The sequence below is a fragment of the Pigmentiphaga sp. NML030171 genome (assembly GCF_002188635.1).
GTDB classification, from domain to species: domain Bacteria; phylum Pseudomonadota; class Gammaproteobacteria; order Burkholderiales; family Burkholderiaceae_B; genus Pigmentiphaga; species Pigmentiphaga daeguensis.
The window spans coordinates 232,632-252,749 of sequence record NZ_NINX01000029.1; the positions used below are offsets into that span (position 1 = coordinate 232,632).

18 protein-coding genes are annotated in these 20,118 nt (G+C 65.0%); 9 read left to right on the top strand and 9 right to left on the bottom strand.

Annotation, left to right across the window (positions count from 1 at the left end; genetic code table 11):
* Positions 1 to 6 precede the first annotated feature (6 nt).
* From arsB to merR, 5 genes are all read right to left on the bottom strand, one after another.
* Complete coding sequence (gene arsB / locus CDO46_RS10415) at positions 7 to 1,092, bottom strand: ACR3 family arsenite efflux transporter (protein ID WP_012202422.1); 1,086 nt, start codon at positions 1,090 to 1,092, stop codon at positions 7 to 9.
* Positions 1,093 to 1,102: 10 nt separating this feature from the next.
* The gene (locus CDO46_RS10420; protein WP_012202421.1) at positions 1,103 to 1,600 is read right to left on the bottom strand and encodes an arsenate reductase ArsC; all 498 of its coding nucleotides are present in this window, start codon (positions 1,598 to 1,600) and stop codon (positions 1,103 to 1,105) included.
* 12 nt (positions 1,601 to 1,612) lie between these two features.
* Positions 1,613 to 2,083 (bottom strand): ArsI/CadI family heavy metal resistance metalloenzyme, encoded by a 471-nt coding sequence (locus CDO46_RS10425; protein ID WP_012202420.1) that lies wholly within the window; start codon positions 2,081 to 2,083, stop codon positions 1,613 to 1,615.
* A gap of 12 nt (positions 2,084 to 2,095) precedes the next feature.
* Complete coding sequence (locus tag CDO46_RS10430; protein WP_016451582.1) at positions 2,096 to 2,425, bottom strand: helix-turn-helix transcriptional regulator; 330 nt, start codon at positions 2,423 to 2,425, stop codon at positions 2,096 to 2,098.
* A 175-nt stretch (positions 2,426 to 2,600) separates the two neighbouring features.
* Positions 2,601 to 3,008 (bottom strand): Hg(II)-responsive transcriptional regulator, encoded by a 408-nt coding sequence (gene merR, locus CDO46_RS10435; protein ID WP_012202418.1) that lies wholly within the window; start codon positions 3,006 to 3,008, stop codon positions 2,601 to 2,603.
* Positions 3,009 to 3,079: 71 nt separating this feature from the next.
* On the opposite strand from merR, the gene merT reads away from it, so the two are divergent.
* From merT to merA, 3 genes are read left to right on the top strand one after another with little or no spacing between them, the layout of a single operon-like run.
* Positions 3,080 to 3,430, top strand: a complete 351-nt coding sequence (gene merT, locus CDO46_RS10440; protein WP_012202417.1) for a mercuric ion transporter MerT — start codon at positions 3,080 to 3,082, stop codon at positions 3,428 to 3,430.
* A 12-nt stretch (positions 3,431 to 3,442) separates the two neighbouring features.
* Positions 3,443 to 3,721, top strand: coding sequence for a mercury resistance system periplasmic binding protein MerP (gene merP, locus CDO46_RS10445; protein WP_012202416.1), 279 nt, complete (start codon positions 3,443 to 3,445; stop codon positions 3,719 to 3,721).
* Positions 3,722 to 3,732: 11 nt separating this feature from the next.
* Positions 3,733 to 5,421: a mercury(II) reductase gene (gene merA, locus CDO46_RS10450; protein WP_012202415.1), complete on the top strand. Its 1,689-nt coding sequence runs from the start codon at positions 3,733 to 3,735 to the stop codon at positions 5,419 to 5,421.
* 63 nt (positions 5,422 to 5,484) lie between these two features.
* Here the strand turns inward: merA and CDO46_RS10455 are convergent, their stop codons facing one another.
* From CDO46_RS10455 to CDO46_RS10470, 4 genes are all read right to left on the bottom strand, one after another.
* The gene (locus CDO46_RS10455; RefSeq protein WP_012202414.1) at positions 5,485 to 7,434 is read right to left on the bottom strand and encodes a cytochrome c/FTR1 family iron permease; all 1,950 of its coding nucleotides are present in this window, start codon (positions 7,432 to 7,434) and stop codon (positions 5,485 to 5,487) included.
* A gap of 231 nt (positions 7,435 to 7,665) precedes the next feature.
* Positions 7,666 to 8,469 carry an undecaprenyl-diphosphate phosphatase gene (locus tag CDO46_RS10460; RefSeq protein ID WP_012202413.1) on the bottom strand — a complete coding sequence of 268 codons (804 nt, stop codon included), beginning with the start codon at positions 8,467 to 8,469 and terminating at the stop codon, positions 7,666 to 7,668.
* An 87-nt stretch (positions 8,470 to 8,556) separates the two neighbouring features.
* Positions 8,557 to 9,063 (bottom strand): signal peptidase II, encoded by a 507-nt coding sequence (gene lspA / locus CDO46_RS10465; protein WP_016451581.1) that lies wholly within the window; start codon positions 9,061 to 9,063, stop codon positions 8,557 to 8,559.
* The gene (locus CDO46_RS10470; protein WP_174484806.1) at positions 9,053 to 11,926 is read right to left on the bottom strand and encodes a heavy metal translocating P-type ATPase; all 2,874 of its coding nucleotides are present in this window, start codon (positions 11,924 to 11,926) and stop codon (positions 9,053 to 9,055) included. The genes lspA and CDO46_RS10470 overlap by 11 nt, the downstream gene beginning before the upstream one ends.
* Positions 11,927 to 12,191: 265 nt before the next feature.
* Between CDO46_RS10470 and cadR the strand changes: the two genes are divergently transcribed.
* The 6 genes from cadR to CDO46_RS10500 all read left to right on the top strand — a co-directional run bounded on the left by cadR (position 12,192) and on the right by CDO46_RS10500 (position 20,027).
* Entirely contained in the window at positions 12,192 to 12,599 is a 408-nt protein-coding gene (gene cadR / locus CDO46_RS10475) for a Cd(II)/Pb(II)-responsive transcriptional regulator (RefSeq protein WP_016451579.1), read from the top strand.
* A gap of 163 nt (positions 12,600 to 12,762) precedes the next feature.
* On the top strand, positions 12,763 to 13,284 hold the full coding sequence (locus CDO46_RS10480; protein WP_012202409.1) for a MerR family transcriptional regulator: 522 nt from the start codon (positions 12,763 to 12,765) through the stop codon (positions 13,282 to 13,284).
* Complete coding sequence (locus CDO46_RS10485) at positions 13,281 to 13,754, top strand: hypothetical protein (protein ID WP_012202408.1); 474 nt, start codon at positions 13,281 to 13,283, stop codon at positions 13,752 to 13,754. Before CDO46_RS10480 ends, CDO46_RS10485 begins: the two co-directional genes overlap by 4 nt.
* 134 nt (positions 13,755 to 13,888) lie before the next feature.
* Positions 13,889 to 15,202 carry a TolC family protein gene (locus CDO46_RS10490; RefSeq protein ID WP_016451578.1) on the top strand — a complete coding sequence of 438 codons (1,314 nt, stop codon included), beginning with the start codon at positions 13,889 to 13,891 and terminating at the stop codon, positions 15,200 to 15,202.
* Positions 15,203 to 15,222: 20 nt separating this feature from the next.
* Positions 15,223 to 16,860 (top strand): efflux RND transporter periplasmic adaptor subunit, encoded by a 1,638-nt coding sequence (locus CDO46_RS10495; protein ID WP_016451577.1) that lies wholly within the window; start codon positions 15,223 to 15,225, stop codon positions 16,858 to 16,860.
* Positions 16,857 to 20,027, top strand: a complete 3,171-nt coding sequence (locus tag CDO46_RS10500) for an efflux RND transporter permease subunit (protein ID WP_016451576.1) — start codon at positions 16,857 to 16,859, stop codon at positions 20,025 to 20,027. The genes CDO46_RS10495 and CDO46_RS10500 overlap by 4 nt, the downstream gene beginning before the upstream one ends.
* Positions 20,028 to 20,118: the final 91 nt, after the last annotated feature.

The following is a 20,118-nucleotide window of genomic DNA, read 5'->3' on the forward strand; positions in this document are numbered from 1 at the left end:
CCTTGCTTATCTGCGGGCAGGGTTCGGGCCGCACTCATACCAGCCCTTGCTTTGGTTGACGATCCGAACGACCAGCAGCATCACCGGCACCTCGATCAGCACGCCGACCACGGTGGCCAGCGCCGCGCCGGACTGGAAGCCGAACAGGCTGATGGCGGCCGCTACAGCCAGCTCGAAGAAGTTGGAGGCGCCGATCAACGCCGAGGGGCAAGCGATGCTGTGCTGCTCGCCGGCCTTGCGGCTGAGCCAATAGGCCAGGCCGGAGTTGAAGAACACCTGAATCAGGATCGGCACCGCCAGCATGGCGATGACCAGCGGCTGGCGGATGATGGCCTCGCCCTGGAAGGCGAACAGCAGCACCAGCGTGAGCAGCAGCGCCGCGATCGACAGCGGGCCGATGCGCTCCAGCGCCCGGTCGAAGGCGGCTTGGCCCTTGTTCAGCAGAGCACGGCGCCAGAGCTGGGCCAGGATGACCGGAATCACGATGTACAGGCCGACCGATACCAGCAGCGTGGCCCACGGCACCGTGATGGACGACAGGCCCAGCAGCAGGCCGACAATGGGCGCGAAGGCAAACACCATGATGGTGTCGTTCAGCGCCACCTGCGACAGCGTGAATACCGGATCGCCCCCGGTCAGCCGGCTCCAGACGAACACCATCGCCGTGCAGGGCGCGGCGGCCAGCAGGATGAGGCCGGCAACGTAGCTGTCGAGCTGGTCGGCCGGCAGCCACTGAGCGAAGACCTGGCGGACGAAGATCCAGGCCAGCAGCGCCATCGAGAACGGTTTGACCGCCCAGTTGACGAACAGCGTCACGCCGATGCCGCGCCAGTGCTGCTTGACCTGGCCCAGCGCACCGAAGTCCACCTTCAGCAGCATCGGCACGATCATGATCCAGATCAGCAGACCGACCGGCAGATTAACCTGGGCGATCTCCATGCGGCCAATGGCCTGAAATACGTTGGGTGCGAACTGGCCCAGCGCGATGCCGGCGACGATGCACAGCAGCACCCACACGCTCAGGTAGCGCTCGAAGACGCTCATGGTGGAGGTGGCCGGCACGCGGCCGGCCGTTTGGGTTCCAACACTCATCGCGCAGACCTCACTTCGTACCAATGCTGCGCAGCTCGTGCTGCAGCGACATGGCATCGAGCCGCTGCAATGGCAGCGACAGGAACAGCTCAATGCGCCGGCGCAAGGTCAGCGCCGCATCCGTGAACGCCTTGCGCTTCTGCTCGTCGGTGCCTTCAACGGCTGCAGGATCAGGCACACCCCAATGCGCTGACATCGGGCGCCCAGGCCATACGGGGCAGACCTCGCCGGCGGCGTTGTCGCACACCGTGAAGATGAAATCCAGCTCCGGTGCACCGGGCGCCGCGAACTCGTCCCAGTTCTTGCTGCGGTAGCCGACGATCGGCATATGCAGCCGTTCCAGCGTGGCAAGCGCCAGCGGGTGGACTTCGCCCTTGGGGTGGCTGCCCGCCGAGTAGGCGCGAAAGCGCCCCTGGCCCAATTCATTGAGGATGCCTTCGGCCAGGATGGAGCGGGCCGAGTTACCCGTGCAGATGAACAGGGCGTTGTAGGTCTTGTTGGTGGTCATGGATGTCTCACATCAGCAGCAGGACGAAGCCGGCTTCACCGCAACGCCCACCGGCTTGCCGCGCGCCGGGGCGCAGCAGGCTGCGGCAGAACCCGTTGCAGGCGCCGCTTCGTTGAAGACCGGGATGCTGCCCAGCGTATGAAAGTGTTCCCAGGCCACGCCCTGCGGATCGGTGATCCAGTGCTTCTCGCTGCGCGCGTAGCAGCAGGTGGTGGTGCCTTCGTCGAGCAGCGCCATGTCGGCCGCCTCGGCGCGTGCCTTCAGCACGGCCAATTCCTCCGCATCGTCGGTCTGGATGCCCAGATGGTCGATGCCTGGTTTGTTGCCCCGTGTGGAGATAGCGAAGTTGACCGGCGGGTCTTCGAGCATCCACTTGGCGTAGTCGCCCTCGACACGCGCGGGCTGCGCGGCGAACAGTTGGGAATAGAAGCCGATGCTGCGGTTCAGGTCATCGACGTGCAGGTGAACGTGAAAGCGCTTCATGGGGAGATCCTTTCAGCAGGAAGTACAGGCAGAGGAGGAATCACTGACCTCGCATGTGCTGCCTTGGCAGCAGTGCTCGGTCAGGTAGCCGAGCAGTCCGTTCATCTGGGTGAAGTCGGCGCGGTAGATCAGGTTGCGGCCCTGCTGCTCGATGGTGACCAGGCCGGCATGGGCCAGCTCCTTCAGGTGGAAGGACAGGGAATTGCGGGCCACGTCGAGCTGGTCGGCGAGGGCGCTGGGTGTCAGCCCTTCGGGGCCGGCGACCACCAGGGCGCGGAAAACCCGCAGGCGCTGGGTGTGGGCCAGGGCGCCGAGGGCGGAAACGGCTTGGGTCTCTTTCATATTTCGATAATACAACATTTATTGAATTAATGTGCAAAAGGGCACTATCGCGCCGAATTGTGGCCATCCGGTCTTGATCCCATCGCGCCTCCGGCTCAATACCTTAAATCTGGTTCGCGCGCCGCGCTTGCCTGTCCGCCCCTTCGCCGCGAGGTGAACGGCCGAACTTCTCCGCTCAACAGCAGTGCAATGCCGCGATCAGCGGGCAGGACACATTGCCATGGTGCGCGTCGCATTCACCCACCAATTTCGACAATGCCGCCTCAATCCGTGTGAGGTCCACCAGGCGGGCGCGCACATCGGCCAGCCGCAGCGAGGCCAGCTCCGCCGCCTCATTGCAATGGGTGCCGTCCTCAAGTTTCAGAAGCTGGCCGATTTCATCCAGGCTGAACCCCAGGCGCTGGGCTGACTTCACGAACTTCACCCGCGCCACATCTGCCGGCCCGTAGCGGCGGATGCGGCCGTAGGCCCGCTCCGGCTGGGGCAACAAGCCCTTGAGCTGATAGAACCGGATCGTCTCCACATTGACTGTGGCCGCCTTGGCAAAGGCGCCGATGGTCAGATTGTCCGAGGCGCTTTCCATGACGCTTGACTCCGTAGTTGACTACGGAAGTAACCTTACAGCATCAAGCGAAGTCCCGGAAGGAAAACCATATGTCGGAACCCAAGAGCGGGCGTGGCGCCCTGGCCGCTGGCGGCCTCGCCGCCATTCTTGCGTCGGCCTGTTGCCTCGGCCCCCTCATCTTGGTCTTGCTCGGTTTCTCGGGCGCCTGGATCGCCAACCTGGCCGTGTTGGAACCCTACCGGCCGATTTTCATCGGCGCGGCCCTGATGGCGCTGTTTTTCGCCTGGCGCAGCATCTTCCGGCCGGTTCACGCCTGCAAGCCGGATGAGGTCTGCGCCGTGCCCCGCGTGCGGACGGCCTACAAGATCATTTTCTGGATCGTGGTCGCGCTGGTCTTGATTGCCCTCGCTTTTCCGTACGTCCTGCCGTTGTTCTATTGAGAGGAATCCACCGTGAAGAAACTTGCCACCGCTATTGCCCTGGCCGTTACCCTGGGCGCTCCGGCGTGGGCCGCCACCAAGACCGTCACACTGTCGGTGCCCGATATGACCTGCGCGTCGTGTCCGATCACGGTCAAGATGGCCCTGTTCAAGGTGGCCGGGGTCCAGAAGACCGAGGTCAGCTATGAAAAGCGGGAAGCCGTCGTGACCTTCGACGATGCCAAGACCAACGCCGGGGCCTTGGCCAAGGCCACCGCAAACGCGGGCTACCCCGCCACCGTCAAGCAGTGAGGTTGCCCGCCATGGCCGAAGCGATCGCCTTGCACATCGACGGCATGACCTGCGCGTCGTGCGCCGAGCACGTCAGAGAGGCGCTGGAGAAGGTGCCCGGGGTGCGCTCGGCCTCGGTGTCCTATCCGCGGCGACGGGCCGAGGTCGAGGCGGATGCGGACATGAACCATGGTCCGCTGGTCGCGGCGATGGCCGCGCTCGGTTACCGCGCACGGGTGTCCGACACGCCGAACAAGGCTGCGGGCTTGTTGGGCAAGGCGCTGGGCTGGCTGGGCAGCGAACCGAGTCACGGTGGTGGCGAGCGGGCGCTGCATGTGGCCGTGATCGGCAGTGGCGGCGCGGCGATGGCGGCGGCACTCAAGGCGGTCGAGCGAGGCGCGCGCGTGACGCTAATCGAGCGGAGCACCATCGGCGGCACCTGCGTCAATGTCGGCTGCGTGCCGTCCAAAATCATGATCCGCGCCGCGCACATTGCGCATCTGCGCCGGGAAAGCCCGTTCGATGCCGGCCTGCCGCCCACGCCGCCGTCCATTCTGCGCGAGCGGCTGCTGGCCCAGCAACAAGGCCGCGTCGATGCGCTGCGCCATGCCAAGTACGAAGGCATCCTGCAGAGCACCCCGGCTATCACCGTGCTGCATGGCGAGGCCCGTTTCATGAATGAAAACTGCCTGACCGTGCAACTGGCGGAAGGCGGTGAGCGCACGGTGGCCTTCGACCGCTGTCTCATCGCCACTGGTGCGAGCCCCGCGCTCCCGCCGATTCCTGGCTTGAAGGGCACTCCCTACTGGACCTCCACCGAGGCGCTGGCGAGCGATGCCATTCCCTCGCGGCTGGCCGTGATCGGTTCGTCGGTGGTGGCAGTCGAATTGGCGCAAGCCTTTGCCCGGCTGGGCAGCCAGGTCACGATCCTCGCGCGCAGCACACTGCTCTTTCGCGAAGACCCCGCCGTCGCCGAAGCCGTCACGGCCGCGTTCCGTGCCGAGGGCATCGAGGTGCTGGAGCATGTCCAGGCCAGTCGAGTCGCCCATGCAGAGGAAGAGTTCATCTTGACGACGGATCGCGGCGAGCTGCGCGCCGACAAGCTGCTCATTGCCACGGGGCGCGCGCCGAACACCCGCACGCTGAACCTCGAAGCGGCGGGCATCGAGGTCAATCCCCAGGGGGCCATCCTCGTCAGCCACACCATGCGTACCAGCGCGCCGCACATCTACGCGGCCGGCGACTGCACCGACCAGCCGCAATTCGTCTACGTCGCGGCGGCGGCCGGCACGCGCGCCGCCATCAACATGACCGGCGGCGACGCGACGCTGGACCTGACGGCGATGCCGGCCGTGGTGTTCACCGATCCGCAGGTGGCGACGGTGGGCTACAGCGAGGCGCAAGCGCGCCACGACGGCGTCGAGACCGACAGCCGCACGCTCACGCTCGACAACGTGCCGAGGGCGCTGGCCAACTTCGACACGCGCGGCTTCATCAAGCTGGTTGCCGAGGCCGGCACCGGACGGCTGATCGGCGTGCAGGCGGTCGCGCCGGAAGCGGGCGAACTGATCCAGACGGCGGCGCTGGCGATCCGCAACCGGATGACCGTGCAGGAGCTGGCCGATCAGCTATTCCCCTACCTGACGATGGTCGAGGGCCTGAAGCTCGCGGCGCAGACCTTCAGCAAGGACGTGAAGCAGCTGTCCTGCTGTGCCGGATAGCGTCATCTCTTGCTGAGCGCGATTTTTTCCAGGAGTCACGCTCGGCAGTGACGCCGGCTTGTTTCACGCGGGCCGGGGATTTCGCGCCTTCACGGCGTTCATGGCAAAGCCTGCCAGAGCAACGGCAAGCACCACGGCTTGCGCAATGGCGGTTTCCGCTGACGGATAGATGCCAAGCACTTCGATGCGCGGCCAATGGATCGGGCTGGCGCTCAACCGGCCGGCCTCCTGGAGGCCGGCAACCCCCTTGCCGGCGAGCACGACCGCGAGCACCGCTACCAGGATCGAGCTGAGACTGAAGAATTTGCCGATCGGCATGCGGGCGCTGGTGCGCAGCATGAACCATGCGAGGACGGCCAGAACGGCCACTCCGCCCACCAATCCACCGAGCAGGGCTCCATTGTTGCCGTCGCCGGCCAGGGCCGAATAGAAAAGCACCGTCTCGAAAACTTCGCGGTAGACCGCAATGAACGACAAGGCGAACAATGCCCATGCCGAACGCCGCGTCATGGCTGCGGAGAGTTTTTCCTTCAGGTAGGCCTGCCACTTGCCCGCCGTGCTTTTCTGGTGCATCCAGAGCCCGACGCTCAGCAGCACAACGGCCGCAAACAGGGATGAAACCCCCTCGGTCACCTCACGGCTTGCGCCGCTGATGCTCACGAAGTAGGTGGCCACCGCCCAGGTCAGGCCACCGCAAGCCAGTGCGGCCATCCAGCCGCCATGCACATAGCCCAGCACATCGCGCCGTTCTGCCTTCTTCAGGAAGGCCAGCATGCCCACGACGATCAACAGCGCTTCAACCCCTTCGCGCAGCAGGATGGTGAGGGAGGCGATGAACGTGGTCAGCGGGTCTGCCTTGTCCGCGCCGAGTTCGGCGTCCACCTGGGCAAAGAGATAGTCCAGCTTCTGCGCCGTGGCATCGGCTTGTTCCAGTTTCCCGCCGGCGAGCGCGCCGCGATAGGCCAGCATGGCGTTTTCGACTTCCGTGAGAAGTGTCTGGTTGCGTGCGCGCAATGCCGGCTCCAGAGGCTCAAATCCATCCAGGTAGGCCGACAGGCCCAGGCGCGTTGCGCTGGCCCGGTCGCCCGCGCGCGCCGCGGCAAGGCTCTCCTGAAGGCGTGTGCGGGCCAAGGCCAGTCCGCCCGAGCCGCTCGCGGCAGCGGTGACTTCCGGGTGGCGGCGAACATAGGCGGTGAGGTCGCGGGCTGCGTCCGGGGGCATCCGCTCGGACAAGGCGGCTTCGGTCAAGGTGGCGGCAGCAGCCAGGTCGGGAAAGACAGCCTTGGCGCTGGCGTCTCGCCCCCAGGACTGTTCGCCGCGTGCGCGCATGGCATCGTCATGCGACAGTGTGCCGGCGAAAAATGCCAATGCCCACCGATCCTCGTCGGAGAGCGTGGCGAAGCTGGGCATCGACGTGCTGGTCACGCCTTGAGAAATGACCTGGTACAGCGCGAGCACGCTGCGCGAACGGGCACGATCACGATCGGTGAAGGCGATCGGCGGCGGTTCGAGCTTGGCGCCGAGCGGGCCGTCGCCTGCACCGGTTGCCCCGTGGCATGCCGCGCAGTTGGCTTCAAACAGCACCTTGGCGCGTGCGAGATCCGGCGGCTGGGTCGGCGAGAGCGGAAACGGATAGGCTTTGACCAGCGCTGCGGCCAGCGAATGGGCGCTGTCGGCCACGGCCTTGGCGTCCGCCTTTGCGGCGATGAGGTCTCCGAGCGCTTTGGCCTGCCGCTGCAACTCGGGCAGCGCCGCAGTGCTCGGCAGTGCGGCAAGCTGCTGTGCGGCGGTTGCCGCGAACTCCTTCATCTCCTCGTACTCGCTGGCACTTTGAATCTGGCCGTTGCTCACCGCGCCGCCGTAGTCAACCGCGAGGTAGTCCAGCAATTGCCAGGTCTGCTTGGCCTGGTCGCTGGCGGCAGGGGCGGCAGCCCAGGCGGGAGAAGCCGACCAGAGTGCGAACAACGCGGCTATTGCCAGGAATCGCCTGGCGCAAAGAGAAAGCATTTTCATGATGTATAAATGTTATTGATTCTCATTTTATCGATGACTCGGACCACTGGGCGTTGCACGATGCAGTGCGAGCGAAGGTTCTAAAACGAAGATTTGCCTGTTGCCGGCGAAAAATGATGGGGCTAACTACGCCGCGCACCTTTCGCTGCACGTATGGCCCTGCGCCACGGCCTGTTGTGCAGAAGGCCTTCAACAGCGTCCACATGGGTCGTCGTCATCGCCAGTGAAAGGTTACGTGGCGACCGCTACCAAGATTAGCGTTCCCAGTGCAATGCGATACCACGCAAAAACTCCAAATCCATGTCCGGTCAAATAACGCATCAGAAGGCGTATCGCAAGCAGCGCAAATGCGAAAGAAGCAATGAAACCCATTGCAAAAACGCCGATGTCGTCGCTCGACAATGCGCCCCAGTGCTTGAAGAGGTTGTATACCGAGGCGGCCCCCAAGATTGGAATGCCGAGGAAAAACGAAAACTCCGTCGCAGCCTGCCGCGAAGCCCCGAACCATAGCCCGCCGATAATCGTCGCGCCTGAGCGCGAAGTACCCGGCCAGAGCGCAAGGCACTGCACGAAACCAATCTTCAGTGCGTCGATTCGGCTGATCTGTTCGGCACGCTCAGCCTTCACTTGCACGGGGCGTCGCTCAGCCCACAGGATCGCGATGCCACCGACAACGAGTGCGACGGCCACCGGCCCCGGACTGAAAAGCAGCCTCTGCACATGAGATCCAATCAGCAGTCCGAGCACTGCCGCGGGCATAAATGCAATGGCAAGGTTCACTAAAAACCGGCGGGAGCCTTGGTCGGCATGCGCTGAGACAACAACGCTTGCCAGACGAGCCCTATATTCCCAGATGACCGCGAGCATCGCGCCGAACTGGATGAACACTTCAAAGACGTCGCGCTTCTCTTTCGCAAGGAATGAGAGCGCATTGCCCGCTAGGATCAAATGCCCCGTCGAGGAGACTGGCAAGAATTCCGTGATGCCTTCGACGACGCCCATCATTAGCGTCTTGAGAACGAGTTCAGCGTGCATTTGCAGGCGGCAGTGGTAGCGCCGAGTGGGACATCGGTTTCTCCGAAGCCGTGCTCACGGCTCCGCATGTGTCAATGAAAATCTGGATCATCGTGCTGGCGAATGGGAATCTGCGCCGTTTCGGCCGCGGCCGCGAAACGCGGCGATCAGCAGAAGCCCCGCTCCCAGGGTGATGCCAACGTCGGCTGCATTGAACGCAGGCCAGTGCCAATCGCCCCAATGAAAATCGAGCCAGTCCACCACGGCCCCATGCCGCACTCGATCAAGAACATTGCCGAGCGCGCCGCCGAGAATTGCTGCATAGCCCACGGCCTCAGGTGTTGCAGTCTTCTCGCGGGCAATGAGCCAGGTGAGAAAGGCAGAAGCAGCGACGCCAATAACAATAAAAAAGCCGCGTTGCCACCCACCCGCCTGCGCCAAGAAGCTGAAGGCCGCGCCTGGATTCAGCCAATGCCCGATGTTGAACCATGGCGTGATTTCATGGGAGCCATACAAGGGAATCCACGCGACGATGGCCGCCTTGGTCGCTACGTCGGCGGCAAGCACCGTCACGGCCAACAGGTACATCCGCAAGACAGCCCTATCAATGGCCATGTGGCTTGATGTCCTCAGACGACCGCAGCAAGCGCATCCCATTGAAAACGACCGCCAGACTGGCACCCATGTCGGCCAGAATCGCCAGCCACAGACTTGCATGTCCAGTAAAGGCCAAGGCCATGAACACCGCCTTTGTTCCAAGCGCAAAGACGATGTTGGCCGTCAGGATGCCGGCTACGCGCTGTGACAGCCGGATGAACTCTGGAAGCTTGCGCAGGTTGTCCTGCATCAATGCGACGTCGGCCGTTTCGATTGCCGTGTCGGTGCCAGCTGCGCCCATTGCGAAGCCTATGCTCGACTTGGCCAATGCCGGTGCGTCGTTGACGCCGTCGCCCACCATGCCGACTGGCCCGCGTGAGAGCAGTTCTTCGATTGCCTGCAGCTTGTCCTGCGGCAGCAACTCGCCCTTGGCGCTGGTGATGCCGACCTGGGCAGCCACGGCTTGCGCGGTTTTCGCGTTATCGCCAGTCAACATGACTGGTTCGATTCCCAGCGACTTGAGTTCGGCGATCGCTTGCCGGCTGGTGTCGCGCACTGTGTCGGCCACGGCCAGCAGGGCGAGTACTTGCTGGTCCGTGGCGAGGAGCACAACGGTCTTGGCCTGGTACTCCAACGCATCGAGCTGAGTCTCGACCTCAAGTGTTGAAAGTCCCAGCTCTTTGATCAGCCGGTGGTTGCCGACGTAATAGACATCTCCATCGACGTTGCCTTTGACGCCGCGTCCAGGGATCGCCTCGAACTTGTCCACCTGGGCATGCGGTTGGTTGTAGCCCGCCACGATGGCGGTGGCCACAGGATGCTCCGACAGAGCATCGATGCTCGCTGCAATGCGCAGAACTTCTTCCTTCGGCAGGCCGCGCAGCGATATGACATCGGTCAGTGCGGGGCGCCCATGGGTCAGGGTCCCGGTCTTGTCCAGGGCCACCGATTTCAGGTGCCGCCCTTGTTCGAGGTAAAGACCGCCCTTGACCAGGATGCCTCGGCGTGCGGCAGCTGCCAGGCCGCTGACCACGGTAACCGGCGTGGAGATCACCAATGCGCAGGGGCAGGCAATGACCAGCATCACCAGCGCCTTGTAGACCCATTCGAACCAGGGCTGCCCGAAAGCGAGCGGAGGAATGACCGCCACGGCAAGGGCAAGCGCAAACACCGCGGGTGTATAGATGCCGGCGAACTTGTCCACGAAGCGTTGCGTGGGCGCGCGTTGTCCCTGCGCTTCCTGGACCGATCGTGCAATGCGGTCGAGGGTGGTTTCGCCCTTGCGCGAGGTAACGCGGAACTCCAGCGTGCCGCGCTCGTTGATGGTGCCGGCGAAGACCGTGGCACCGGCGGTCTTCTCCACCGGCATGCTTTCGCCGGTGATCGGCGCCTGGTTCACCGACGACTGTCCCGCGACGACTTCGCCATCCAGTGCGATGCGTTCGCCCGGACGCACCCGCACAACACTTCCGAGTGGCACGGTATCCGCCTTGACCTCGCGCCATTGACCGTCGGGCTGGCGCACCAATGCGTTCTCTGGCGCCAGGTCCATCAGCTTGCGGATGGCATTGCGGGCCCGATCCAGGCTCAAGGCCTCGATCATCTCGGCGATGCCGAAGAGCCAGATGACCACCGCCGCCTCGGGCCACTGGCCGATCAGCGCCGCGCCGATGACGGCGACCGTCATCAACAGGTTCATGTTCAGCGAACGCGTCTTCAGCGCGATCCAGCCCTTCTTGAGGGTCTCGACCCCACCCAGGCCGATGGCCGCGAGGCAAGCAAGAATGATGGGCCAGGAGGCCTCGGGAGCACCCGCGAAGACCATGGCCTCCGCGCCGAGCGCCAGCACGCCGGAGACCGCCATCCGAATCCATTGCCCGCGCGAGATGCCGGTGCCGAACTCACGGGGAGCGGATGGCGCCGGGTCGGAGGCGCTTTGGAGCACTGGAGCCATGCCGAGCCGCTCGATCGCGCTGGTCACCGGAGCCAGATCGACAAGCTCGTGGCTCACGGTCAGCGTGCGGCCCATCAGGTTGAAATCCAGGGCCTTCACCCCAGGCATGCCTTCGAGCGCCTTGCGCAGCAGGCCCTCCTCGGTCGGGCAGTCCATTTTTTCGATCAGGTACACGGCCTGGCCCTGCGGCCCGGTGTCGTCAGCGTGCTCAATGCTGGCCTTCATGCCTACATCGTTCAGGGCCTTGAGGATCGGCGCGGGGTCGGGCAGACGGTGCTGGACATCGAGCCGTCGCCCCATCAGGTCGAAATCCAGCCGTTCGATGCCATCGACCGCACCAAGGCGCTTGCGGATCGTTGCCTCTTCGGTAGGGCAATCCATGTTCGGAATAAGGAAGCGTGTACCGTTCCCTGTCGCCGGTGCCGGGGTTTGCGACGCCGCCGTGCTGGGGATGAGGGCTTCGACAGCGATTGGCATGCTGCCCGCCGTCTTTTCCACCGGCTTCATTCCCAGGCCTTCGATGGTCCTGGCAATCGGGGCTGTATCGGTCAGCGAATGGGTCACCGTCAGCGTGTGGGCCTTCAGATCGAAGTCCACCGCCTGCACGCCCGCCAGTGGCTCCAGCATCGAGCGCAACTGGCGCTCTTCGCTGGGACAGTCCATCTCCTTGATGAAGTAGATGACCTGCTGCGGCGCGGGTTCCACGACCGCCCGCATGCCGATGTCGTGCAGCGCGCGCAGGATGGCGTTCTGTCCAGCTGGTTCGTGTGTGACCTCAAGGCGGCGACGGGTCAAGTCGAAAGCCATATCCCGGACGCCATCGACCTGCGCCAAGCGCTTGCGAATCTGAGCCTCCTCGCTGGGGCAATCCATGTTGGCTATCCCGAAGTGGGTCACGAGTGGCTCAACGGTCGCCGCTGCGCTCATGGCGCTCGCTGAACAGCACGCCGTGGTGCAGGAGGTTTCGGTGTCTGCTTTCATGGATCGATCCGTTCTTCTTCAAGAGTCAGGTGGTGAGACGGGCCAGCTTTGCCAGTCTCCGCGCAGGAGAGCCAAAGCGCAGACGCCGACAGCGTTGCGACAGGTGCCGTTCCCCTTGTGCTTTCATTTACAAGGGCTATTTCACACCTTGGAGTAGCTCCAAGGTCAAGCGGCTACGATGCATGTCCTGACAACATGTGAGTGTTCTGCGATGAAAATTGGCGAGTTGAGCCACGCCACCGGCGTGGACACCGACACGATCCGGTTCTACGAGAGGACGGGGGTGTTGCCGCCGCCAGCTCGGCAGACCAATGGATACCGGGTATACGGGACGGAACACATCGATGGACTGTCCTTTGTCCGCCACTGCCGGGCCTTGGACATTCCTCTGGCCGATGTCAGGCGGCTCCTGAACTTCACATCCCGTCCGGATGAGGATTGCGCGGACATCAACCGGCTGGTCGACGAGCAGATTGCGAGGGTGCGTGCCCGCCTGACCAGCTTGAAAGCACTGGAAAGGCAACTGACGACGCTGCGCGCCCGCTGCTCCGCAGGACATCAAGCGAAAGAGTGCGGCATCCTTGGCGAGCTGGTCTCTGCAGCGCAGCGGGAAGCGTAGTCAAACAGATCTATCGATGGCGCAGGGCAAGACGCCTGTGCGCAAGCACTGGCAGCAGGCGAAGGCTGTGTTGACATGCGCCGGCAAGACCGCCTAAACTACGTACCAAACAACAGACATAGAGTCTTTTCGTCGTTCGATCGCCTGAGCCATTCTTTTCCCCATGCCGACCCATGCATTCACCATACGCAAACTCGCCGACGCGGCAGGCGTTGGCGTGGAGGCGGTGCGCTATTACCAGCGCGGTGGATTGCTGGCTGCGCCGGATCGCGTGGACGGCGGCTTCCGGCAGTATTCGGAGGACGATGTCCGTCGTCTGCGCTTCATCAAGCGGGCTCAGGCATTGGGGTACTCGCTGGAGGACATCGCCGAACTGATGTCCTTGAGTACCAAGCGTGATCGGCTGCGCGTGCGGGAAATCACCCGCGAACGCATCGCGGAGATCCGGGAGCGCGTGGCCGACCTGCAGTCGATGGCCTCGGCGCTGGAAAATCTGGCCGATTGCTGCGCCAAAGCGCCAGAAGGTTCGGCCTGTTCGATCATCGCCGCGCTGACCGGGGAGCAGGACTTAGATCCGGCCATCGCCGATCCGAGCCTCGTTGCGCAGGCAAGCGTTGCCGGCCGACGCAGATCCGTGCGGCCGGGCGCTGAAGCCTATCACCGCACTGATGGGGTGGCCGCATGACGATGACGCGCATGTTCAGGCGATTCGTCTGCCGGCTGATGCTCGGTGTGCTGGTCTTCGGCCAGTTGGCCATCGCTGCCTACGCCTGCCCCGCACTGTCGGGCATGCCGCAGTCGCTTCCGACGATGGCCCTGAATGCGTCGGCCGCGGCGATGCCCGGTGATGAGGCCGGTGCTGCGATGGCCGTGTCGCCCGACATGGTCGCAACGTCAGACATGGCCGCCATGGCGAGCTGCGACCAAATCGACGACAACGCCGCCAACTTGTGCGTAGAGCACTGCCGTTTCGGCCAGCAAAGCGCCGACCATGCGTCGGCCCCGACCGTACCCGCGGCGCTGCTGACGACCCTCTACACCCTTCCGGTGCAACCCGAGCCTCTCGGGCATGGCTGGCCTTCGGCCGACGTGATATTCCGGCGCGTCGCGGCGTCTCCGCCGCACGCCATCCTGCACTGCTGTTTTCGCATTTGATCTCCTGACGCTGGTGCGGCCGGCCTGAGCCGGCTGAACCAGACCGATCGGTCGCGCTTGCGCGTGTCCGCGAGTTTCCGCTCGCCCCCGCCAAGCTCCATTCGACCTGATGGCATTCGTCAACTGGAGATCCCATGTTCATCGACTCTTTTTCTTTCCGCACGCCGGGCGGCGCTGTGCCATGGCGCAGGCTTGCTGCCGGCATCGTTGCGGCATTCGCCATGGGCGCCGGTGCAGCCCATGCCGCCGACGGCCTGACGCTGGATCAGGCGCTGCGCCTGGCACAAACCCGTTCTCGCGCGCTCGTGGCCCAGGATGCGACGGCATCGGCCGCACGGGACATGGCGGTCGCCGCCGGACAGCGGCCAGACCCCACCCTCAAGCTCGGCATCAACAACCTGCCCGTCAACGGCGCGGATCGGTTCAGCCCGACGCGCGACTTCATGACCATGCGCTCCATCGGCGTGATGCAGGAGTTCACACGCGAAGACAAACTCAAGGCCCGTGCCGGGCGCTACGAGCGCGAGGCCGAAGTCGCCGAGGCCGGGCGCAGCCTGGCGCTCGCCAACCTGCAGCGCGACACCGCCTTGGCCTGGCTGGACCGTCTCTTCCAGGAGCGTGTGCGCGACATGCTGGTGACCCAGCGCGACGAAGCGCGCCTGCAGATCGACGCCGCTGATGCCGCCTACCGGGGCGGGCGCGGCACGCAAGCCGATGTGTTCGCCGCCCGTTCGGCGGTCGCCCAGATCGACGACCGCATCGAGCAGGCCGAGCGCCAGGTCGCCACGGCCCGCACGCAACTGGCGCGCTGGATTGGCTCCGTCGCAAGCGATCCCCTGGGCTCGGTTCCGGCATTGGATACGGTTCGCCTGAGCCCGCAGGATTTGGAAGCCCAGTTGGCCCACCACCCTGAAATCGCCGTGATGCAAAAGCAGGAAGAGGTCGCGCAGGCCGAAGCCGACATCGCGCAAGCCAACAAGAAGACCGATGTGAGCGTCGAGCTGATGTACAGCCAGCGCGGCCCGGCCTACTCGAACATGGTCTCGCTCAATGTTTCGATCCCGCTGCAGTGGGACCAGAAAAACCGCCAGGACCGCGAGCTGGCCGCCAAGCTCGCCAGTGTCGAGCAAAAGCGCGCCGAGCGCGAGGAAGCCACGCGCGCCCATGTGGCCGAGGCACTGGCGATGCTGCAGGAATGGCGCAGCGACCGAGAGCGCCTGGCGCGCTACGACAGCTCGCTGCTGCCACTGGCCACCGAGCGCACGCGCGCCTCGATCGCCGCCTACCGCGGCAACGCGGGCACCTTGACCGCGGTGCTAGAGGCACGCCGCGCCGAGATTGACACGCGCGTCGAACGCTTGCGCCTGGAAATGGGCGCGGCGCGCCTGTGGGCACAACTGAACTACCTGGTGCCGGCTGGTCACGACACGGCCGCACCCCGCCCCTGAGCACAACCGAGAGACCTCCCATGAAAACCAAAAACCTCGTGATGGCCCTCGTCGCCGCCGGCGTGCTGGGCGCCGCCGGCTACGGCCTCTACACCCTCGGCATGCGCCACGGAGCCGACATGCCGGCCACGCCTTCGAATCCCAGTGGCATGGCATCGCCGCAAGCGGCGACTCCCGCTGTTGCTGCGCCTGCCAATGAGTCGGGCGAGGACGCCACGCGGCGGCATATCGCGGCCGGCCTCAAGGCCGGCGACGTCGATCCCGCCAATGGCAAGAAGATCCTGTACTACAACGATCCCATGGTACCGGCGAACAAGTTCGACAAGCCGGGCAAGTCACCCTTCATGGACATGATGATGTCGCCGGTCTATGCCGACGGGGATGCAGATAAGGGAAACGTCACTGTCAGCTCGCGCATCCAGCAGAACCTCGGCGTTCGCACCGCCGAAGTGACCGAAGGCACGCTGTCGCCGCAGGTGTCGGCGGTGGGCAGCATCGCCTTCAACGAGCGTGACCAGGCGATCGTGCAAGCGCGTGCCACCGGGTACGTCGAGCACCTGTACGTGCGTGCCACGCTGGACCCGGTCGCCAAGGGGCAACCGCTGGTCAGCCTCTATGTCCCGGACTGGGTTGCTGCGCAGGAAGAGTTCCTGTCAGTACGGCGCATGAAAGGCACGGACCTGGGTGGGCTGGTCGACGGTGCGCGCCAGCGCATGCGCCAGGTCGGCATGGACGATGCCCAGATCGCGCTGGTCGAGCGCAGCGGCAAGACCCAGCCACGCATCACGCTGAGCGCGCCCATCGGCGGCGTGGTGGTCGAATTGCTGGCGCGTGAAGGCATGACGGTGATGCCGGGCGCGACGCTGTTCCGCATCAACGGCTTGTCCACCGTGTGGGCCAACGCCGAGGTGCCCGAGAGCCAGGCCGCGCTGCTGCGCCCGGGCGCCAAGGTGCAGGCCCGTAGCCCGGCCGCGCCCGGCAGCAGCTTCGATGGCAAGGTGCAGGCGATCCTGCCCGAGGTGAATCCGAGCACGCGCACACTGAAGGCTCGCCTGGAGCTCGCCAATCCTGGCAGCCGGCTGGTACCGGGGATGTTCGTCACGATGAACTTCGTGGACATGCGGCCCGACAAGACGCTGCTCGTGCCCACCGAGGCGGTGATCCAGACCGGCAAACGCACGGTGGTGATCGTGGCCGAAGACAACGGGCGCTTCCGTCCGGTCGATGTCGAGGCGGGCCTGGAGAACAGTGGCCAGACCGAGATCAAGCGCGGCCTGTCGGCGGGGCAGCGCGTCGTCGTGTCCTCGCAGTTCCTGATCGACTCGGAGGCCAGCCTCAAGGGTGTCGAGGCCCGCTTGAACAGCGAGCCGGCCGTGGTTGCCCCAGCTTCGCCTTCGGCCCCGGTGGCCGCCAGCGCGCCACGGCATGTCGGTGAGGCCAAGGTCGTCAGCGTCGGCAAGGACGCGTTGACCCTGTCGCACGGCGCCATTCCCACAATGAAGTGGGGCCCGATGACGATGGACTTCAAACTGCCGCCCGACGGCGCGGCGCGCAACGTGCAGGTCGGTGATCGCGTGCGCTTCGAGTTCTTCATGGGCGCGGACGACCTGCCGCAGCTCACGCACGTCACGCCGATGGCGGCCGGAGGCAAGCCATGATCGCCAAGCTGATCCGCTGGTCCATCGCCAACCGCTTCCTCGTGCTGCTGGCCACCTTGGCACTCAGCGCCTGGGGCATCTATGCGGTACAGCGAACGCCGCTGGACGCGCTGCCCGACCTGTCGGACGTGCAGGTCATCATCCGCACCACCTATCCGGGCCAGGCGCCGCGCATCGTCGAGAACCAGGTCACGTACCCGTTGACGACGACGATGCTCTCGGTGCCGGGCGCAAAGGCGGTGCGCGGCTACTCGTTCTTTGGCGACTCCTTCGTCTACGTGCTGTTCGAGGACGGGACCGACCAATATTGGGCGCGCTCCCGCGTCCTCGAATACCTCAACCAGGTGCAGTCGAGGTTGCCGGCCCAGGCTAAGGCCTCGCTCGGTCCGGACGCTTCCGGCGTGGGCTGGATCTACGAGTACGCACTGGTCGACCGCAGCGGCAAGATGGACATCTCGCAACTGCGCGCCCTGCAGGACTGGTTCCTCAAGTACGAGCTCAAGACCGTGCCCGACGTGGCCGAGGTTGCCTCGGTAGGCGGCATGGTGCGCCAGTACCAGATCGTGCTTGATCCGGACAAGCTCGCGGCCTACGGCATCCCGCACACCAAGGTCGTGGAGGCGATCCAGCGCGCGAACCAGGAGACCGGCGGCTCGGTGCTCGAACTCGGCGAGGCCGAATACATGGTGCGCGCCTCGGGCTACCTGGGGAGTCTTGAGGATTTTAGGAAGGTGCCGCTGATGACGACAGCCGCCGGCGTATCAGTGCGCCTGGGCGACGTGGCCCGGGTGCAGATCGGTCCGGAGATGCGCCGCGGTATCGGCGAACTCAATGGCGAGGGCGAAGCCGTCGGCGGCGTGATCGTCATGCGCTCAGGCAAGAACGCGCTGCAGACCATTGCCGCGGTCAAGGACAAGCTCAAGGGCCTGGCGTCCAGCTTGCCGCGGGGCGTGGAGATCGTGCCGGTGTACGACCGCTCCGGGCTGATCGAACGCGCGGTCGACAACCTCACGCACAAGCTGATCGAGGAGTTCATCGTCGTCGCGGTGGTCTGCTTCATCTTCCTGTTCCACCTGCGCTCGGCGCTGGTCGCGATCATCTCTCTGCCCCTGGGCATCCTGGCGGCGTTCATCGTGATGCACTACCAGGGCGTCAACGCCAACATCATGTCGCTGGGGGGTATCGCGATCGCCATCGGTGCGATGGTCGACGCGGCGGTGGTGATGATCGAGAACGCCCACAAGCATCTGGAGCACTGGAGCCATGAGCACCCCGGCGAGGTGCTCGAAGGGCCGGCCCGGTGGCGGGTCATCGGTGACTCGGCGGCGGAGGTGGGGCCGGCGTTGTTTTTCTCGCTGCTGATCATCACGCTGTCCTTCGTGCCTGTGTTCACGCTGGAAGCGCAGGAGGGACGCCTGTTCTCGCCGCTGGCGTTCACCAAGACCTACGCCATGGCGGCTGCGGCCGGCCTGTCGGTGACCTTGATTCCGGTGCTCATGGGCTACCTGATCCGTGGCCGCATCCCCGATGAGAAAAACAATCCACTCAATCGCCTGTTGATCGCGGTCTACCGGCCGCTGCTCGACAGGGTGCTGCGCGCCCCAAAGCTCACGCTCGTGGTGGCGGTCGTGGTGCTGGCCACCAGCCTGTGGCCGCTGCAGCACATCGGCGGCGAGTTCATGCCGCGGCTGGACGAAGGTGACCTGCTGTACATGCCTTCGGCGCTGCCGGGACTGTCGGCAGGAAAGGCGGGAGAGCTGCTGCAGCAGACCGACCGCCTGATCAAGACGGTGCCGGAGGTCGCGAGCGTCTACGGCAAGGCCGGCCGCGCGGAGAGCGCCACCGACCCCGCTCCGCTGGAGATGTTCGAGACGACGATCCAGTTCAAGCCGCGCGACCAGTGGCGCGCCGGCATGACGACCGACAAGCTGGTCGAGGAACTTGACCGCATCGTCAAGGTGCCGGGCCTGTCCAACATCTGGGTGCCGCCGATCCGCAACCGCATTGACATGCTGGCCACGGGCATCAAGAGCCCTGTGGGGGTTAAGGTCGCGGGCACCGACCTAGCAACCATCGATCGCATCACCGCAGAGATCGAACGCACGCTCAAGGACGTGCCCGGCGTCAGCAGCGCTTTGGCCGAGCGGCTCACGGGTGGGCGCTATGTGGATGTGAACATCCGGCGCGACGATGCGGCCCGCTACGGCCTGAACATCGCCGACGTGCAGTCGGTGGTCTCGTCCGCCGTGGGCGGCGAGAACATCGGCGAGACGGTGGAAGGCCTGCAGCGCTTCCCGATCAACCTGCGCTACCCGCGCGAGATGCGCGATTCGCTGGAAAAACTGCGCTCCCTGCCCGTCGTGACCGAGCGCGGCCAGCGCCTGGTGCTGTCCGACGTGGCCGACATCCGCATTGCCGACGGGCCGCCGATGCTGCGCAGCGAGAACGCGCGCCTGTCGGGCTGGGTGTACGTCGACATCCGGGACCGCGACCTGCGCTCCGCGGTGCAGGACATGCAGCAGGCCGTGGCCAAGCAGGTAAAGCTGCCGCCGGGCTACTCAATCTCCTGGTCGGGACAGTTCGAGTTCCTGGAGCGGGCCACCGCCAAGCTCAAGGTAGTGGTGCCCTTCACGCTGCTCATCATCTTCGTGTTGCTGTACCTGACCTTCGGCGCGTTCGGTGAAGCGCTTCTGATCATGGCTGCGCTCCCATTCGCGCTGGTGGGCGGCATCTGGCTGCTGTACCTGCTGGGCTACAACCTGTCGATCGCGGGTGCGGTGGGCTTCATCGCACTGGCTGGCGTGTCCGCCGAATTCGGCGTGATCATGCTGCTGTACCTCAAGAACGCCTGGCAGGAGCGAGTCGGCCGCGGCACGACCAGCGAGGCCGATCTGCTGAATGCCATTCGCGAGGGCGCCGTGCTGCGCGTGCGGCCCAAAGCGATGACGGTGGCCGTCATCCTGGCCGGCCTGCTGCCGATCATGTGGGGCACGGGCACCGGCTCCGAGGTGATGCAGCGCATCGCCGCGCCGATGGTGGGAGGGATGGTCACGGCCCCGTTGCTGTCGATGTTCGTCATTCCCGCGGCCTACCTGTTGATGCGGCGGCCGCGCGAGCGCAAGGCATCGCGGCGGATGTTCTGGAGGCGTCGTCATGCGGCCACTTGAACGCTCCGGTGGCGGCCGCGCATGGGGTGCGGCGGTGCTTTGCCTGTCGCTGCTGCTGGGCACAGCGACACGCGCTGCCGTTTCCGCCCAG

Coding starts and splice junctions, on each gene's coding strand:
- CDO46_RS10490 (WP_016451578.1), top strand. CDS start 13,889: ATGTTCATCGACTCTTTTTCTTTCCGCACGCCGGGCGGCGCTGTGCCA.
- merR (WP_012202418.1), bottom strand. CDS start 3,008: ATGGAAAGCGCCTCGGACAATCTGACCATCGGCGCCTTTGCCAAGGCG.
- merA (WP_012202415.1), top strand. CDS start 3,733: ATGGCCGAAGCGATCGCCTTGCACATCGACGGCATGACCTGCGCGTCG.
- CDO46_RS10430 (WP_016451582.1), bottom strand. CDS start 2,425: ATGAAAGAGACCCAAGCCGTTTCCGCCCTCGGCGCCCTGGCCCACACC.
- cadR (WP_016451579.1), top strand. CDS start 12,192: ATGAAAATTGGCGAGTTGAGCCACGCCACCGGCGTGGACACCGACACG.
- CDO46_RS10455 (WP_012202414.1), bottom strand. CDS start 7,434: ATGAAAATGCTTTCTCTTTGCGCCAGGCGATTCCTGGCAATAGCCGCG.
- CDO46_RS10495 (WP_016451577.1), top strand. CDS start 15,223: ATGAAAACCAAAAACCTCGTGATGGCCCTCGTCGCCGCCGGCGTGCTG.
- CDO46_RS10420 (WP_012202421.1), bottom strand. CDS start 1,600: ATGACCACCAACAAGACCTACAACGCCCTGTTCATCTGCACGGGTAAC.
- CDO46_RS10500 (WP_016451576.1), top strand. CDS start 16,857: ATGATCGCCAAGCTGATCCGCTGGTCCATCGCCAACCGCTTCCTCGTG.
- CDO46_RS10480 (WP_012202409.1), top strand. CDS start 12,763: ATGCCGACCCATGCATTCACCATACGCAAACTCGCCGACGCGGCAGGC.
- CDO46_RS10470 (WP_174484806.1), bottom strand. CDS start 11,926: ATGAGCGCAGCGGCGACCGTTGAGCCACTCGTGACCCACTTCGGGATA.
- lspA (WP_016451581.1), bottom strand. CDS start 9,063: ATGGCCATTGATAGGGCTGTCTTGCGGATGTACCTGTTGGCCGTGACG.
- CDO46_RS10485 (WP_012202408.1), top strand. CDS start 13,281: ATGACGATGACGCGCATGTTCAGGCGATTCGTCTGCCGGCTGATGCTC.
- merT (WP_012202417.1), top strand. CDS start 3,080: ATGTCGGAACCCAAGAGCGGGCGTGGCGCCCTGGCCGCTGGCGGCCTC.
- CDO46_RS10460 (WP_012202413.1), bottom strand. CDS start 8,469: ATGCACGCTGAACTCGTTCTCAAGACGCTAATGATGGGCGTCGTCGAA.
- arsB (WP_012202422.1), bottom strand. CDS start 1,092: ATGAGTGTTGGAACCCAAACGGCCGGCCGCGTGCCGGCCACCTCCACC.
- CDO46_RS10425 (WP_012202420.1), bottom strand. CDS start 2,083: ATGAAGCGCTTTCACGTTCACCTGCACGTCGATGACCTGAACCGCAGC.